This window comes from Vibrio sp. A37, assembly GCF_059777565.1.
The window spans coordinates 17052-34454 of the sequence record NZ_JBLNLI010000001.1 but is presented as its reverse complement, the minus strand read 5'-3'; the positions used below and the strand labels follow the sequence as shown (position 1 = coordinate 34454).

13 protein-coding genes are annotated in these 17403 nt (G+C 41.6%); 12 read left to right on the top strand and 1 reads right to left on the bottom strand.

Annotation, left to right across the window (positions count from 1 at the left end; translation table 11 throughout):
• Positions 1–189 precede the first annotated feature (189 nt).
• Positions 190–2628 (top strand): PKD domain-containing protein, encoded by a 2439-nt coding sequence (locus ACM2FC_RS00145; protein ID WP_498478788.1) that lies wholly within the window; start codon positions 190–192, stop codon positions 2626–2628.
• Between the two features lie 73 nt (positions 2629–2701).
• Here the strand turns inward: ACM2FC_RS00145 and ACM2FC_RS00140 are convergent, their stop codons facing one another.
• Positions 2702–4321, bottom strand: coding sequence for a sigma-54-dependent Fis family transcriptional regulator (locus ACM2FC_RS00140; protein WP_498478787.1), 1620 nt, complete (start codon positions 4319–4321; stop codon positions 2702–2704).
• Positions 4322–4754: 433 nt separating this feature from the next.
• Between ACM2FC_RS00140 and ACM2FC_RS00135 the strand changes: the two genes are divergently transcribed.
• The 11 genes from ACM2FC_RS00135 (at position 4755) to tssE (ending at position 17317) form a co-directional block, all read left to right on the top strand.
• Entirely contained in the window at positions 4755–5273 is a 519-nt protein-coding gene (locus tag ACM2FC_RS00135) for an Hcp family type VI secretion system effector (protein WP_498478786.1), read from the top strand.
• Between the two features lie 180 nt (positions 5274–5453).
• Positions 5454–7532, top strand: coding sequence for a type VI secretion system Vgr family protein (locus tag ACM2FC_RS00130; protein ID WP_498478785.1), 2079 nt, complete (start codon positions 5454–5456; stop codon positions 7530–7532).
• Complete coding sequence (locus ACM2FC_RS00125; RefSeq protein ID WP_498478784.1) at positions 7519–8007, top strand: hypothetical protein; 489 nt, start codon at positions 7519–7521, stop codon at positions 8005–8007. The genes ACM2FC_RS00130 and ACM2FC_RS00125 overlap by 14 nt, the downstream gene beginning before the upstream one ends.
• 56 nt (positions 8008–8063) lie before the next feature.
• On the top strand, positions 8064–9365 hold the full coding sequence (locus ACM2FC_RS00120) for a hypothetical protein (RefSeq protein ID WP_498478783.1): 1302 nt from the start codon (positions 8064–8066) through the stop codon (positions 9363–9365).
• A complete protein-coding gene (locus tag ACM2FC_RS00115) occupies positions 9365–10258 on the top strand; it encodes a DUF2169 family type VI secretion system accessory protein (protein ID WP_498478782.1) in 894 nt (297 codons plus the stop codon). The genes ACM2FC_RS00120 and ACM2FC_RS00115 overlap by 1 nt, the downstream gene beginning before the upstream one ends.
• 82 nt (positions 10259–10340) lie before the next feature.
• Positions 10341–11276, top strand: a complete 936-nt coding sequence (locus tag ACM2FC_RS00110) for a hypothetical protein (RefSeq protein ID WP_498478781.1) — start codon at positions 10341–10343, stop codon at positions 11274–11276.
• A 171-nt stretch (positions 11277–11447) separates the two neighbouring features.
• Complete coding sequence (locus ACM2FC_RS00105; protein WP_498478780.1) at positions 11448–13295, top strand: serine/threonine protein kinase; 1848 nt, start codon at positions 11448–11450, stop codon at positions 13293–13295.
• Complete coding sequence (gene tssA / locus ACM2FC_RS00100) at positions 13292–14848, top strand: type VI secretion system protein TssA (protein ID WP_498478779.1); 1557 nt, start codon at positions 13292–13294, stop codon at positions 14846–14848. Before ACM2FC_RS00105 ends, tssA begins: the two co-directional genes overlap by 4 nt.
• Positions 14849–14869: 21 nt before the next feature.
• A complete protein-coding gene (gene tssB / locus ACM2FC_RS00095) occupies positions 14870–15370 on the top strand; it encodes a type VI secretion system contractile sheath small subunit (protein ID WP_498478778.1) in 501 nt (166 codons plus the stop codon).
• A gap of 7 nt (positions 15371–15377) precedes the next feature.
• The gene (gene tssC, locus ACM2FC_RS00090) at positions 15378–16853 is read left to right on the top strand and encodes a type VI secretion system contractile sheath large subunit (protein WP_498478777.1); all 1476 of its coding nucleotides are present in this window, start codon (positions 15378–15380) and stop codon (positions 16851–16853) included.
• A gap of 53 nt (positions 16854–16906) precedes the next feature.
• Positions 16907–17317, top strand: coding sequence for a type VI secretion system baseplate subunit TssE (gene tssE, locus ACM2FC_RS00085; RefSeq protein WP_498478776.1), 411 nt, complete (start codon positions 16907–16909; stop codon positions 17315–17317).
• Positions 17318–17403 lie beyond the last annotated feature (86 nt).

Sequence of the window (17403 nt, the reverse complement as noted above, 5' to 3'; positions counted from 1 at the left end):
TCATATTTATATAAAATATTATACAGATTATAAAATTGTTTATGTATTTGTTTTTTATTAATTTTGTTTTTGCTCTCTTACATTGTCTATGAAGCCTTGTACAAATACCTTTGAGCTATTATTACTGGAGCGTCACAGGAAAGTGATGTGAGGTTGTTTAGTTTGTTCAAGGAATGGTAAGGTATTATCATGAAATTAGTTAGTTTAAATATCTACAAAATAAAAGATATTAATTTCATTAGTTTATTAGTAATTGTGCTATTAGCGTTTTTTTCATTATCTGCATACGCAGATAAAAAGGGCAAAGGGCCTTTTCCATCTTTAAACTTACCGGAACGATCTCAGGGTCAGAATGCGGTTGAAAAACTGGGTGAGAAGTTACCTGAAGTTGCGGCTTGGTATGGAAAAACATCTGAAGAGTTTTCTACATTGTTACGCCGTGACGATACTATGTGGATAGATAGAAAAGGTCGGGTATTCTTTATCGACAAAGTGCCAGATCACTCTCAAGGTCATAATCATAGTCACAGCCATATCCATAGTGAGAGTACTGCGCCTGAAGTATCTGGGGCTCCTTACCCCTATGACCAAACATTTTTACTTCACAGTAAACCAAACTCAAGCAAAGTGATTTACCTAGACTTCGATGGTTACCTTACTAGCGGTCGAGCATGGAATGTCGACTATGGTGAGCCTATTGATGCGCAGCCATTTGATACCGATGGTAACTCAGCTTCATTTAGCACCAGTGAGCAAGATGTCATTCAACAGATTTGGCAGCAAGTAGCCGAAGACTTTGCGCCGTTTGATGTCGATGTTACTACAGAAGACCCTGGCCAAAGTGCTATTACAAGAAGCAGCAGCGCAGATCAAGAATATGGTACCAGAGTAGTGATTACCGCTGATTTCACAGTCCCTTCCTGCCAATGTGGAGGATTTGCCTATGTTGGTGTATTCGATAGCGTCAACGACTTTGGTCAGCCATCTGATTACTATAAACCTGCTTTTGTCTTTTATAATCGTCTCGGTTCTAGCGGCAAGTTGATTGCTGAGGCTGCGACGCATGAAGCTGGGCATAACTTAGGTCTATACCATGACGGTGTACTAGGAGGATCGAGTTATTATACCGGGCATGGCGGAGACACCAACGTACCAACGAGTTGGGCTCCTATCATGGGAGTTGGATATTACACGTCTGTAAGCCAGTGGAGTAAAGGTGAGTACCGTAGTGCAAATAACACAGAAGATGATATCCAGATTATTCAAAACAATGGTGCGCTATTGGAGCAAGATGACCATGGGGATAGCAACTCGTCAGCAACTACTTTAACGGGTACGGTTAACAACAACTTAGTTGATCTTGACGAACATAGCGGAATCATCGAACGGCAAACTGACTACGACTATTTTGAGGTGGTTGTCGGCAATGGTGAACTAAATATTGATGTTGTTCCCGCTTCTGTTGCTCCCAACTTAGATATACAAGTGGAGCTATATGATGGAGGTGGAACTCTGCTTAACACATTTAATCCATCTGGTGAGCTGTGGGCACAAATACAGAATTATCCTGTATTAGCAGGAACTTACTATCTGTCGATTTCTGGTGCTGGACTGGGTGATCCTTATGCTACAACTCCAACGGGTTATACGGATTACGGCAGCTTAGGACAATATACAATAAATGGTACGTTACCTGCTCCTGGGGGACTTTTACCACCAGTTGCCAATGCGTCTGCAACCCCAGTTTCTGGCTATCGCGCTTTGTCAGTTCAATTTATTGGTGATACTTCATCTGATCCCGATGGTGATGATAATACTCTTTCCTATCTTTGGGATTTTTCCGACAATGGCGTGACGTCAACAGACGCCAACCCTCAGCATACATTTGAGGAGTTAGGAAGTTACACTGTCAATTTGACTGTGACTGATGTGGATGGTTTGACAGATACTGGCTCTGTCGTCATTACAGTTAACAACAACCCACCTACAGCGGTTGCAACGGCTTCGACTTCTGGTGGTCCAGCTCCGCTCGACGTTTCGTTCTCCAGCGTTGGTTCCTCAGACGTTGATGGTACGATAACAAATTATGATTGGCAGTTTGGTGATGGCGGTAGTTCTAGCCAAGCAGAGCCGTCTCATACCTATACGGAAGCTGGTGACTACAACGTCATATTGACTGTTACCGATGACAACGGCGATACGGGCTCAGATAGCCTGACAGTCACGGTTTCACCTGATCCTTCGGTCAACACTCTCCACATAGATCGCTTTGATATTGTGTTGGTAAGTAATATATCGAACGCAAGAGGCGGTAATGGTAACGGCAAAGGTGGCGGTGGCAGCGGTGGAGGTGATAGCGGCTCAACTGGAACTCAAGCCAAAGTTACCATTGTTGTTGTGGATGAAAATGGCCAACAAATGAAGAACGCAACAGTTTCAGGTAATTGGAGTGGTGTAGTTTCAGGTAACGCGAGTAAACGAACAAATCGTCGTGGACAAGTTGAGTTCTCTTCTCCAACGACAAGCGCTGAGAGTGGTACCTTCACCTTTACAGTAACGAACATTACTCGCTCTGGTTATAGTTATACTGCAGATGCTGGGAATGACTCAGCTTCAATAAGTTTTTAGTCAATTAATACCATGAACAATGAAGTGAGAGCTTGAAGCACTCACTTCATTGTTTAGGTTTACCGAGGCTTATTTACGCACTGATTGAAAATTTTTTCATCTTATGGCTCAAGGTGCTGATTGGCAGGGAAAGCTTGTCAGCAGCTCTCTTTACTTGCCAGTTACAATGTTGAAGGCATTCTATGATCATCTGCCTTTCATAATCATTAACTGACTCTTTTAATCCTTTTGTTTCAATTGGCCTGTCTTGTTTGTTTGCGGCGTTAATTGCTGCTTGCTCAGTCATGACAGATGAATCTAAAATGTGCTCTTTTGAGCGGATATTAGGCTTTTCCAGCTCAATATGCTCTATTGTTTTGAAATCAGATAATAAAATTGATCTCTCAATAATATGCTTTAGCTCTCTCACATTGCCTGGAAAAGAATATTTCAAGAGTTGCTTTCTAACGTGGTTAGACAGTGATGGTATTGTGGGTAAGCCTAAAGAGTCTGAGTACTTTTGAATAAAATGCTCAGCGAGCGGTAATATGTCTTCAACTCTGCTTCTTAAAGGCGGCAGAGAGACAGGAAACACATTAAGTCGGTAGTACAGGTCTGCACGAAACTCGCCAGATTTTATTTTCGCTGTTAAATCACAGTGCGTAGCCGCAATAATGCGAACATCAACATCAATTTCATGTTGAGTACCTATTGGCTTTATTTTTTTCTCTTGGATCACTCGTAGTATTTTTGCTTGCAATGGTATCGGCATATCACCGATTTCATCGAGAAAAAGAGTTCCTCCTTTGGCGGCTTCGAACAAGCCGACATGGTTTTTTTCAGCTCCTGTAAAGGCTCCTTTTCTGTGTCCAAAAAGCTCCGATTCCAATAATTGCTCAGGGATCGCTGCGCAATTTTGTATCACGTAAGGTTGCGAACACCTGCTTGACATATCGTGAATATATTGTGCGATGACTTCTTTACCGGTTCCAGTTTCTCCTAGCAACAATACGTCAACGGGCAAGTGTAGTGTCTTTCCTATCCGCTCGAGCGTTTTCGCCATAGAGGCGCTTGCGGCAATAGGAATCACGTTTTGTCTTGAGGAGGCGGCTTTTAATTTCTTGTTTTCAGTGATCAGCTTTTTATTTGCTGAGTTTAAGTTGTTGATGGAGTCACTGTACTTTTCTAGCCAAATAGCTTGGTAAATACAGTTAGCGGCGAGATGACAAAATGCTTGTAGTGAATGTTCGTTTTCAATGTTTACATAGTCAAACAATACAAGCAATCCCATGCTGTTTTCTTGTTCATTGATCAATGGCCATGCAATGAAGTTACGGCTTCGCCTTGCGTGTGTTTGCTCACTTTTATAAATTTTTTCGCAATCAAATCCGCTGTATTGGTATAGATCGTTGATGACAACCACTTCACCATTCATCACCGAATACCCCATGGGGTCGCTTTCACGAGTTGTCTCTAAGTCAACGATATCCCAAGAATGTTTGGTGATTATTTTTTCTTTATGATGGACAATATTCGGGATGAGAGACTTGCCTGTCTCATCTAAGACGTAAACAATTCCGTGAGACGAAGAAGTAAGCTTTTCGGCGGCTTTGAGTATTGCATTTAGTGTTTTGGAAAGTTGTTTTCTATTGAATATCGACTGGCTGACCGCCAATAGGGCGCCATTTAAATCTCCTTCATTATTTGTATGCATCGCATCCATATTCTGTTTTTGTACTCAATTGCAAAACGGCAATATAGACGATGTAAGTAATTAATTCTCTCAAGAACAATTCAAAATAGATATTTTAGTTTAATGAGATATTAATTTGGGCAAAGTAATAATAATATTTTATTTTGTACTGGTTAAATTGAAGTAATTTCTAGTTAAAAAGCTTTATTGGCCAGATAAGGTCTTATATGTCTTGAAATTATTGCTATTTCTAATAAATTGGCATTTTTTCTAACTTATTATCTAAATATTCAAAATATTATATACTGAAATATTTTTAGGCTGTTGTTTTAAGTTTAACTTATTGAAAATAAAGATAATAATTTTATGGTATGGCTCTTGTAATGCTTGTTGTAGCTTTTGAGAAACAAGCTATTTAACTTGGGAAAATATTAAAACTACGAGAGGTAAAATTATGCCAACTCCTGCATATATGTCAGTCACTGGTGAAACTCAAGGAGATATAACTAAAGATGCATATTCTGCTAATTCCGTAGGGAACTCTTGGCAAGAAGCACATGTCGACGAATTTTTGGTACAAGAGCTTGATCACTTGTTGACTATTCCACGAGATCCACAAAGTGGCCAGCCTACGGGGCAACGTGTACATAAGCCTGTGATAGTAACAAAGCAGCAAGACTGTTGCTCACCGTTGCTATTTAATGCTTTGGTATCAGGTGAAAAGCTTCCTGAGTGCCAAATTAGGTTTTATCGTACATCTACAACAGGTAAGCAAGAACATTACTACACGATTAAGTTGGTCGATGCTCTGTTAGTCGATATGCAAACTCGGATGGCCCACTGCCAAGATGCGTCTGCGTCAGACCGAGTGACTGAAGAAGTGTTGAAGTTTACCTACCGAGCAATCGAAGTTACTCATGAGGTATGTGGCAAGGCAGGTAATGACGACTGGCGCGCGCCTCGAGAAGCGTAAAAGCCATTTGGAATGGCAGCGTTTGTCGCTCTTTTCTACGGTGTCAGTGCTTATTTGTGTAGGAGACTACACGGTACCACTACTTCCTTGTTGAAAATAAGCGACAAATGTCTGCAAAAGTTATCGCAAATGATCAACGTGCCCTAATAGGCTGTGATCAACATTAATTGAGTGAAAGCAATGGAAAGTGCGTTTCAATTTACATTTGAAGTATTGGAATCAGAAAGTCAATTTCGAGTCGAAAGCTTTCGTATACATGAAGGTGTATCAAGTTTGTTTCACATTGAGTTGTCTCTGCTTTCGCTCGATTCAGACATTGTTGTTGAAGACATTATACGAAAGCCCGCGATACTCAGATTGTATGGTCAAGGTATCGGTATTTCGAAACTTTTTCATGGGGTATCTAATGAGTTCCGATATATTAGTCAGGGTAAACGGTTCAGCCGTTACCAATTAACGTTAGTACCAAGCCTGTGGTTTTTAAGTCAAAGGCAAGATTGCCGTATTTTCCAGCAGAAATCCGTGGTGGAAATTGTTTCTCAGGTATTTTCAGATGCCTCTTTAACAGACCATAGGTTTGAGCTGTCACAGTCATATAGCGCCAAAGAATATGTTTTGCAGTACCGTGAGTCTGATCTTAAATTTGTTGATAGGCTTATGGCAGAGCATGGGATTTGGTATTATTTTGAGCACAACGAAGCTGGCCACGAATTAGTGATAGTGGATAGCAATGAAGCTATCCATGAGATAAAGCACACGTTGAATAATGCGTCTTCACTTGGACCTTTGGTGTTTCACCCTAAAGGAGGTGGTGACGCTGAGCAAGAACACATTTTTGAATTGCAAGAAGTCAATCGCGTTTGTACTGGTCGAGTTAGTTTTAGCGATTATAACTACCATCATCCTACTATTCCTCAGCAACAACAATCTTCTACTGAAGTTTATTCAGATCTCTCTTACTACGATTATCCTGGGCGTTATTCGGATGCTGAGCAGGGCAATATTAGAGTGAATGAAAAGCTCGCTGAGCACCGAATCAATATGAATCAAATAGAGTGCGCCAGTAATATTTTAAGAATAGCAACAGGCTCACGTTTCCCCTTGAGTGAGCACCCAAGGCACTCTCTAAACCGCGAATATATCATAATTTCCGCGACTCACTCGGGACATGATCCTCAAGTATTCGAAGAAGAGGCGAGTGGGGAGGCGACCACTTATGACAATCATTTCGTTTGTATCCCGAGCCAAATAGGTTATAAAGCGTTAAAGCACAGCGCTCCTTTAATCGATGGCCCTCAAACCGCGGTTGTGGTTGGGCCTGAAGGAGAGGAAATATACACGGATAACCTTGGCAGAATCAAAGTTCAATTCCACTGGGATAGATATGCGCGCAAGGATGAACAAGCAAGTTGTTGGGTGCGTGTTAGCCAATCTATGGCTGCTTCTTCTTGGGGAGCGGTTTATTTACCGAGAATTGGCCACGAGGTCGTCGTGACATTTTTGGAAGGTGATCCAGACCAACCGTTGGTTACAGGAGCTGTATACAACGGCGTAAACTTACCCCCTTACCCGTTACCGGAAAACAAAACCCGCACAACTTTTCGAACCCAAACTCACAAGGGTACAGGATATAACGAGCTGAGCTTTGAAGATGAAGCAAATAAAGAAGAAGTACATATTCATGCTCAGAAAGATATGTCTACTCAAGTGCTTAACAACCGTTATCGTGATATTGGCCAAGATGAATTTTTAACCGTTGGTAACAATCAAACCGATGAAATTCATGGCAATCAAACCGCGACTATTGATGGAGACAAGACGACGACGGTTAAAACGACATTCTCAGAAACTGTCGAGAAAGATGTAACAGTTAAATATCAAGCTGATGAGGAGCATGAAGTGACCAATAATCAGCAAGTAAAAGTGGGTCAAAATCGAACAACAGAAATTGCAAGAAATGAAAAGTTAACCATAGGAGAAGGTCGGCAAATTCAAGTAGGTGCCAAGCAAGTGTCAGACATTCAATCTGATAACACGCTAAGTATCGGTGGTTCCTATCTTGTCTCGGTAAGCCAAAACACCTCAATCAAGTCTGACGGTAAAACTCAGTTTGTGAGTGCTGAAAGTATTGTCTTTAACACTGGTAGTGCTTCGCTTGTGATGAAAAGTGATGGATCGATTCGATTGTCGGGTACTTCTATTGATATTCAAGGCACTGGAGCTGTAGTTGTGCAAGGAGAAAACGTTGCGATTAATTAAAAATATATGTAGCTTGCCAGAAGCTTCTAACGCTCAGGTTGCTGAGAAAATCAATTTTGCTAGGTTCGGCAACATCACTTCTGTGTCTTCATCAATGGATACAGTCGAAGTCAATTTTGAGGGAAATCCATACCAAAAGCCAATTCGAGCCAAAATTGGTCGATGCTTTCACCTTACTGAACTTGAGCTTGCGGTAGAAAATGCATTGAGTTGTCGAATAGAGTTTTTAAACGGAGATATTGATACTCCCATTCTTACTGATATTTTTTTCTCGCTTATCAACGAGAACCAACGATTAACAATAAGAGCAAAAAGCCTAGTACTCCAAGCGGAACAAGAACTGGTACTAAAAGCGAAAAATTGCGAAACAATATACAGCAGTAAACATGGTCAAGTGAAAACGAAAGCACGTTACGTAACTTCTCAGGCAGAGAAGTCGCAAAAGATACAAGGTGCCACTATTTCGATGAACTAGTGTAAATCAGGGAGTGCTATTCAAGTTTATTTCAGTGCTAATTGGCCTACATAAAAATGACTCAATCACGCTTATTTACAAAACATATTAAGCCCGAAATAGCGCAAGCTAACCTGTTGGATGCGCAGGCATCAGGGCGCTTAGAAGCTGAGGCTTTTTCTACTCTACCGAGCAAAATACAGTGTTTCTTTATAGAAAAGAGCGCTATCGCTTGGGATTCTTTCAGTTACTTACTTCGTCAGAGAAAGAGAGTTTACTTAGCGGGTTTTCCAGCAAATGAAGTTCAGTATTTAACACTAATTGACAATCAATTAGAGAGCCTTAGTCAAGTACTAGGTGAGTTCCATTCATACCACTCAGGCAGTTTATATCGCCTTTTAGAAGATTCCCCTGAAGTTTTAGCTTGGGTTTTATTAACAAAAGAATTTTCTTGTGATTCATTAAACCCTGTTTTCTTGGCACTTGCAGCACTTGCCAAACTAGAGGATGCCGATTTGGCTAAGATGATTGCGTTAAATTGCGTGGTAGACGATTTTGATGTGACGTTAGCGAGTCTGATTGAAAGCGGCTCGCTGGATGCTCAAGTGTATTTGGACTATTTGATTGATCGACAGGTGTGTAGTTTAGAGCTGCTTAAACACTGGCAATTGGAGAGTAGACTACCAAACCAGATACTTTCACCGTTCTTGGCGCTATTGAAGGATTCACTTGCCCAGAAATGGCTAGCTAACAATTTCATCGAACACGCCTTAATATTCGAAACGTTAATTTGCACTGATCATCCTGAAAACTACTTCGTCCATAAGATAAAGTTTAAAGAAGAACTCTGTGAAGACGCTCGTCGAGTTTATTCTGCGTTTTGGCCAGTTGAAGGTGGGACGAACTGGGATCCGTCTAAGCCACAAGCATACTTTCAACTCGCTCTTTCTGGGGAGTCACGCTGGGTCGAGAAAGCGATAATACAAATGGAAGTCAGTGAAGAAAAGCAAAACTGGCTACAAGCGTTATACGTGTTATATGAGGACACCTTACCCGTCAAGCCAGGTGAAATAGAAGCGGAAACGGATTGGGGTGATGTCATTGATCGATTATTTAGCTGGGTCGATGGAGGAAGCCATGTTCGGGAGAATCCAACTCGAATGAATATGCCACTTAATTTTGAAAGTAGCTTAATGGTTTTGCGAAGCCCACATGTTGATAGTGAAATGAGGAGGTGGGTTTGGCGTCAATTCTGTCTGCGAGCGAGGCTATATTTTCATTGGGATCCCCTAATGTCTAAATCGCAGCAAGATAAGATCTTTACAAGTTTACTTCAGCGTTCTTTGGATGAAGAAAGGTTTAACTTAGCGGAGGCCTAATGCAGCTTTGGGCAATAGACAATACCCATTATCAGAACTTTGCAGGGCGATTTCAGCGCGATAGCGAGGGTAGAGAGGTATGGGTTTTGACCTACAAACGTGCATGGAATTACATAGCCGAAGCTTGGAAAGAGGATCAGAGCGTTCTATTAAGGGATGCACCTGAATATATTGATGATTCAGATGGTGCTCCTGTAAAAGCAGAACATGATTTTCCTGTCTCAAAAGTGAATACCGATGTTATTTTATTCGGCAAAGCAAAAACGCTAGCGAAACAAGCTGCAACGAAGCATCGCTGTCAGCTATTAATTGATAATCATATAGACAAAACTATTGAAGTATATGGCGATCGGAATTGGATTTGCCATGGCGGCACTATTAATACGACTGCACCCAATCCCTTCATTGTAAAGGATATAGACTATCGTCATGCGATAGGTGGTGAAAGGAAAAACCGGTACGGCAATGGAATCGCAAAGCATTTATCCTCGCTTTTGCGCAAGCGTGTCCCTAGTGTTTTTTACCCAAAACAAGATTGGTACAACTCTTCAGCAACTGTCCAAGTTGCGGGTTTTGGTGTTGAGCCTCCCCATTTTGATTTGCGACGACAATATGCTGGAACGTTCGATGAAAGGTGGCAAAAAGAAAGAAAACCATTATTACCAATAGACTTTGACCCCCGTTTTTATCAGGTTGCACCAGAAGACCAGCAATGTCATGGTTTTTTAACTGGAGGAGAGAAAGTCCTATTAAGTGGCTTTCATCATCATGGTGATATGTTGTTTCAGATTCCGCAGGATGAATTTGTAGCGGTTGCTGAATTCGAGCAGACAATGCGGAAAAAAATGAACATTTACACCGTATTCATTGATGCAGAGATCGTATCGAAATAAGTTATACCGCGCCTTTCCCATGTCAAGGGAGCGAAGAATCCCTTCGTTGCTCAAAAGTTTTACCAATAAAGGGAGAAATCATGTGAATGCAAGTGTGATTGATGAATGCTTTATATTAGTGAGTGATGTTGCTGTAGCTACTGGACTGAACTTGCAAATGGCTCACGCAGTGTCGAGCGCCGATCTAGCGAGATTCAGTCTCTATTCATCTAATTCCAGAACTTATACTACGGCTCCGATTGAATACATTGAAAGTGAATGCTTTAGTTCGAAAATAAAACAACTCATCGAGATTATCATTCAATCCTTATTATCTAAACTTCCTCATTCATTGAAACCACTGCCGCTATTTCTCTGTATTCCAAATTCAGTAGCGCACCTCGATGTGTTGCAGTGGCTGCAAAACAGTGAGTACTCGACTTCATTCTCAAAAATAACCCTGTCTAGTTGTTCTGGGATATCCTTTTTACAACAAAGCTTTCAAGCTTTAGATAACTTTGATGCTTTATTGTGTGTGTCGGTCGATAGTCTACTGGGAGATATCGACACTTTGCTGCGAGAGCAGCAAGTGGTTGGAAGTCATTCTCCTTGGGGGATAATTCCTGGAGAAGGTGTATCAGGAGTTGTATTGATCAAAAAAGCTGTACTTCGCTGTTTAAAGTTAGGATATGAAGCAAAAATTAGTCATGCTGACTTTGATTGGGATGCGAATGACCGACGAGCTTGCTTACGTCTAACCCGCCGGGCGAGGGAGTTCTGTGACAAAGCTCAAGCCATTCATACCGATCTAGTTAATTCCAGAAGCCACATAGAAGACCTTGGCTTTGCTCAAGGCGCTCTCAGTAAGATACCCAGTCTTTTAACGTCTACAAACGAGTGGTGGGGCACTATTGGCTCTGCGTCAACACTCGCTACTTTGTCTTCATTCCAGTGCTTACCAACGACTATTCGGCAAGGGTTAGTATATTTATTCGATCAGAATCACTCTCGTTGCTTAATTTACATCGAAAGGCAATAGACGAAATTATTCGTGTTGAAGAGCTTTAGAAAATAGCTTTTGTAGCCTTAATAGTAATAAGCACTAAAGTAATAGCCATAGTAGCTCTTTTATATTATTGAATTGCAACGGCTTGGAGCAAAGCGCTAATCTTGTCCTCTCATCATTGTCTGTAATTTCAAAGAGATAGTCATGTCGGAAGCTCATCATCTACAAAATGGATTTATCAGTAGCTTAGTTTCAAAAGCGATTGATAAAAAAAAGGTAAATGAGAGAAATTTATCTAGAAAGCAGGGGCCTAAACTGGAAAGGGTCCTGTTTTCTCAATTTGAAATTATCGAAACCATTAAATCGAAAAATGCTAGAACAACCCTTTATCACTTAGTTAAGCAGAGTGAGCCAGATAAGCATTTGTGTTGCAAGGTCCCCAATGAAGAGTCATCAGACGTAGCACACAACGCGCTCATAGAAGAAGCAACGCGACTAGAATTGTCCCAGCACCCAGGAGTGATAGATTTTATTAAGTTGGGTACAGAGTTCGACCGTCCTTACTTGATGTATGGGTGGGTTGCAGGAGAGTCGATCGCACAGAAGCTAAATCGATATCAAGGTAAGGGCTTTCGGGCTGATCATATTGCTTGGCTTATCTATCAGCTGGCAGGTACTTTGGAATACATGCACTCTAAGGGCATTTGTCACATGGATATCAAGCCAGCGAACATCATTCTCGCAGAGGATGATAGTGTAAAGCTCATTGATTTTGGTGCTGCTCGCTATGCAAATGAGGTTTGTACTGAAATAGAAGTCAGCCCAGCCTATACATCGCCTGACTATACTATAACTTGCAAAGCAAACCCGCAGGATGATGTTTATTCGATCGCCGTCTTAACGGGGCACCTATTCATAGGTGATGCTAGTGAGAGTGAATGGAAGACACTGCTTAAACTTAAGAGGCGACCTCTTAGCATTCCAAGGCATGTTTGGGGCTTGATGAAAAGTGTGATTAACAGGCCTAGAAAACATGGATTAACACCGATTCGTTTTGCTCAGCAGTTAGCTCAACTTGATTTGGCGGCATTTACAATGGTACAGAATGCAGCGCCATTATTTATCACGATGAAAAATGCCGATCTAGTACTAACCCAAAGGTCGTCAACTTCTCTGTTTAACCTAAAGAAAACAAGCAATTTAACAACAACTGGTATACTCAGTTTATTATTTTTTGCGATGTTCACTTTTTTTCAGCAAAACGCTGAATCGGTGGAGCAAGAGGCCCCTTTAAGTACCTACCTAGCGACTGTACCAACCCTAGTGTCTCCAACGCAGGTTGCAGATTTCTTGTCGCAATCTCCATGGCAAATCAATAAATACCTCCAATCATCAACTGGTGATTTGGCTGACAAAGTGCAACTTCGACAAGCTTACGATAAACAAAAAGACAAGCTGTTACAGTTGTATATGCAAAGTAGAGAAGCCATTGAACAACATCAGCAACGAACTTTTACCTTGCCACACTTAAGCGAAGCCGAATTGTCCTCATGGCTCAGTTCTGGGGATGTTGAAGGCGTGAAACAATATCTGCAAACAGCGTGGAACACCTCTCAAGCCCAATCTTATTTCTATTCGGAAGTTTTACCTGAAAATATTTTAAATTTTATGGTTCGCTCTGCCGAGGTGTATGCGGAAAAGCAGTATTTCTCAAAGGCAATCAGTGAAGTTGATTCCGCGATGTCTTTGTTCGGGAATATTGAGCAGCTAATGCAAATGAAGTTAGCTTTCGCGATTAAAAGAAGTGAGTACGTTCTTGCTACCACCGCTTCAGGTAAGTCTTTGTACGACTCAGAAAAATTAGGCTTGGCCTTTTCTGAGCTAGAAAAATATTCGCCTGTTCGATTCCATGAAATAGAGCGTGCTATTGAGTCAAACCACGACGAAACGATAGAAAAAGCTTTTCACCGTAAAGTCACTTTAGAAGGTGTTCAATCCATTCAGCGAGTATTGCAAAACTATAGGGAAACAAATGGGAATTTGGCGGTATGAGTGATTTCAATATTGGTCAGTACTTGTTACCTATTGCGGGTGATAACCCTGCAGGTTGTGATGCTAAGTACGATGAAGATTATGAATCTATGGAAGCTGAAGTCAAAAAATTTGGTTCTCTTTTTGACCAAGTGGTAGGTTGGGAAGTGGTCGAAAAAAGTTCAATAGCGATTCTGACCGAGCGTAGTAAAGACCTAAAAGCGGCTTGTTATCTATGTCGAGCTTGGATTGAAAAGGATCAGTTTAAAGGTATGCAAGCAGGGCTCGAGCTAACCCTCCAATTGATGAAGACATTCGCAGCAGAACTTTTTCCAAGACGTCAAAGGGCTAGGGAAGGCGCGATCGAATGGCTTGAGTCTCATCTGAAAAATGTTGTTGATAAACTACCTAAAAACCCAGAAAATCAATCGACAATACAGTATTGTCGAGAATTGATATTAGATATACAGAGCGAATTGGATTCTTTACTCGATGACTCAACAATCAGCTTGCTTACTGTTCGTTCTTCACTCGACATCGCAATTGCATCGATTGATTTCGACCAGAGTGACGATTCGACATCAAACGATATCGAAAATGAGAAGGCAAATGATTCGGAGGCGACGCAGTCTTCTCAAAGGAAAATAAATAAAAGCCTATCTCCAAATATAAAAACTGAAGACTCTCCTGAACAGAATACTACCTCGGAAAGGGATACAAATCTGGATGTTGACAGCTTCGAGCTTGTCAAACAGCCGCTCAAAAAGGCGTCACAATCTTTGTTGACCTTGGATATCTCTATACCACTCTCCTATCGAATTAATCGAGCTATTAGTTGGTTCGAAATTACTGATTTACCTTCCCATGATGAAAGTGGTCGAACTGACTTGAATTTAGCGGTATCGGCTGACGCGCAACAAGCGTACCGTGATAACACTGAAAGCGAAGTAAGCTTCAAATCCATCCGAAAGCTAGAGACCAGTTTAATTGATATGCCTTTTTGGCTCTCTGGGCATTTTTACTTAAGCAAAATGTTGTTGAGCTTAGGTTATTGTGACGCTGCAGAGGCAATCAGACTGGAAGTAAGACAATTTATTTCACGGTTAAAAGGAATTGAAGCCCTTAAGTTTAAAATCGGTACACCATTCGCTTGTCCAGAAACACAGAAGTGGGTAACCAGCGATGTCGGTCAGCCTAGAACGATTACTCAACAAGAGCCTGCTGTTACTGAAATTGATTTGAGCTTGTCTAGCTCTCCAGAAATGTCTTTAGATTCTTTTGGACATCAGGTCACAGATATATCAAGACAGCTTGGGTCAGAGTTATCTGGCCGGTCTCAATTTCTGCTTTACCTTAACATGGTGCGTGCGTTTCACCGTGTTAATCTCTACTCGTTGTGCCTGCCTTACTTAGAAACGGCTTGGCAGATACGAGAAAGCATGAATCTTAGCCAGTGGGAACCGCAACTGTGTTTACTACTGGACCCGATTACAGATAAAACTTTGTCTGAATTGTTTTCGAACGATCGAGCGATCCCAGAAAAATATAAGGCATGGATGTCTGTGTACTGTTAATCACATTGAAAGGAAATTTATATGTCTCGTGATGGCTCGGTCGCCCCAAAAGAGCGGATCAATATTCGATATGTACCCGCAACAGGAGATCAACAAGAGGATGTTGAGCTGCCATTGAACTTAATGGTTGTTGGGGATTTTACTGCGCGAGCAAGTGAAACACCCATTGAAGAAAGGACGCCAATTAATATCGATAAAGACAACTTCAACGAAGTGCTGGAAGGCTTTTCTCCAAAAGTACAAACCAGTGTTGAGAACAAGTTATCCAAGGATGGAGAGCAGGCGCAGTTGGCTGTTAATTTGAACTTTAACAATCTGAAAGACTTCTCTCCTGAGTCAATCGTAAAAAGTGTTCCAGAGCTTAATAGTTTGCTGGAGCTTCGCGAAGCTCTTGTTTCGTTGAAAGGACCATTAGGGAATGTGCCAGCATTTAGAAAGAAAATAGCCACTCTTTTACAGGATGAAGAAGCAAGAAATAAGCTACTGAACGAGTTAAGCATAGACCAAGGCAAAGAGGAGTAACGGTTAAATGGCTGTTGAAACAAATTCCGTAGAGGAACAATCAGTAGTTGAGCCGGGCTCATTACTTGAAAGCATTTTAAATGAAACGCGCTTGAAGCCTTGTGATGAGGGGTTTGAGATTGTTAAACGAGGCGTCGAAGCGTTTATTAGCGAGCTGCTGAGTCACTCAGCAGCGGACAAAATTGACCAACCTCTCGTTGACTTGATGATTGCAGACATTGATCAGAAATTATCTGATCAAGTGGATGCAATATTACATAGCTCGGAAGTTCAAGCGGTGGAATCGACGTGGCGCGGACTTAAGTATCTGGTCGATCATACTGACTTTAGAGAAAACATTCAGATAGAGTTGGTTTCTGCTCGAAAAGAGGAAATATTCGATGATTTCGAAGATGCGCCAGAAGTTGTAAAATCAGGTTTGTACAAGCAGATTTATACTCGAGAATATGGTCAGTTTGGCGGGAAGCCCGTTGGTGCAGTGATCTGCGACTATCAACTCAACGCATCATCTCTCGATATCAAGCTAATGGAATATATGGCGAACGTTGGCGCGATGTCTCACGCTCCTTTCATTACTTCAGCTTCTGCTCAATTCTTCGGTGTAGATAGCTACGAGGAACTACCAAACCTCAAAGATCTTAAATCTGTATTTGAAGGGCCTCAATACACGAAATGGCGCTCCTTAAGAGAGCAGGAAGACACTCGCTATTTAGGCTTGTGTACCTCAAGATTCATGCTGCGTAATCCTTACTCCGTCGAAGATAATCCAGTCAAAGCGTTTGACTACAATGAGCGCGTGACAGATAGCCACAGCAGTTATCTGTGGGGGAACTCAGCATATGCTCTGGCGACTAAGATCAGTGAGTCGTTTGCTAAATATCGTTGGTGTCCAAATATTATAGGTCCTCAAAGTGGTGGGGCAGTGTTTGATCTGCCGGTTTATAACTTTGAATCTATGGGACAGATAGAGACCAAGATACCTACTGAAATACTCATATCTGATCGCAGAGAGTATGAACTTGCAGAGGAGGGTTTTATCGCCTTGACGATGCGCAAAGGCTCAGATAACGCTGCCTTTTTCTCTGCAAACTCTATTCAAAAGCCAAAAGTGTTTCCAAACACGCCAGAAGGTAAGCAAGCTGAGATGAACTACCAGTTAGGCACACAGCTGCCTTACATGTTCATCATTAATCGTCTTGCGCACTATATTAAGGTGTTACAGAGAGAGCAAATTGGCTCATGGAAAGAGCGCTCAGACTTAGAAATTGAGCTAAATAAGTGGATTCGTCAGTATGTTTCTGATCAGGAGAATCCGCCAGCAGAGGTGCGTGGGAGAAGACCGCTCAGAGCAGCGCAAATAGATGTTTCAGATGTCGAAGGCGATCCGGGTTGGTATCGAGTATCGCTGTCTGTTCGTCCTCACTTTAAATATATGGGTGCAAACTTTGATCTGTCTTTGGTTGGAAAGCTAGACCAAAGTTAGGTAGTAGAACTCTCGCTAGGCTAGCGCCTAGCGAGTAACTATGGAATAGCGTTATGGAGAAAGGATACCGATTGTTAGAGCGGATTGAGCTTGGTGAACCGAAAAAAAACTACCAAAAGGTGACATCGAATGAAGCGATTTTGAACTCAATTCGCTCTCATTTAGTTGAGCTTCTAAACACACATATCGGTAATGCGATGACCGTTCATGATTATGGACTGCCAGATTTCAATGATGTGCTATCCAGCAATGCCAATCTTATTCGAGAGATCCAAACCAGTATTTGTACTGTGATCGAAAAATTTGAACCTCGCCTTAGCCGCATAAAAGTTCATTACAAAAAGGATACATTTAACCCTCTTCAGCTCAATTTTGGTGTAAGCGGAGAAGTAAAGTACAACGGAAATCTTCTACCGACCTCAATCAGTATCTTCATGGGAGTTGATGGGCAATTCGAGGTATGACTCGGCATTTTAGTCATCGCTTCGCGGCGATTAAACATTTTGAAACTCAGACACAATTCAAGCACAAGAGGTTACAGATCCAAAGG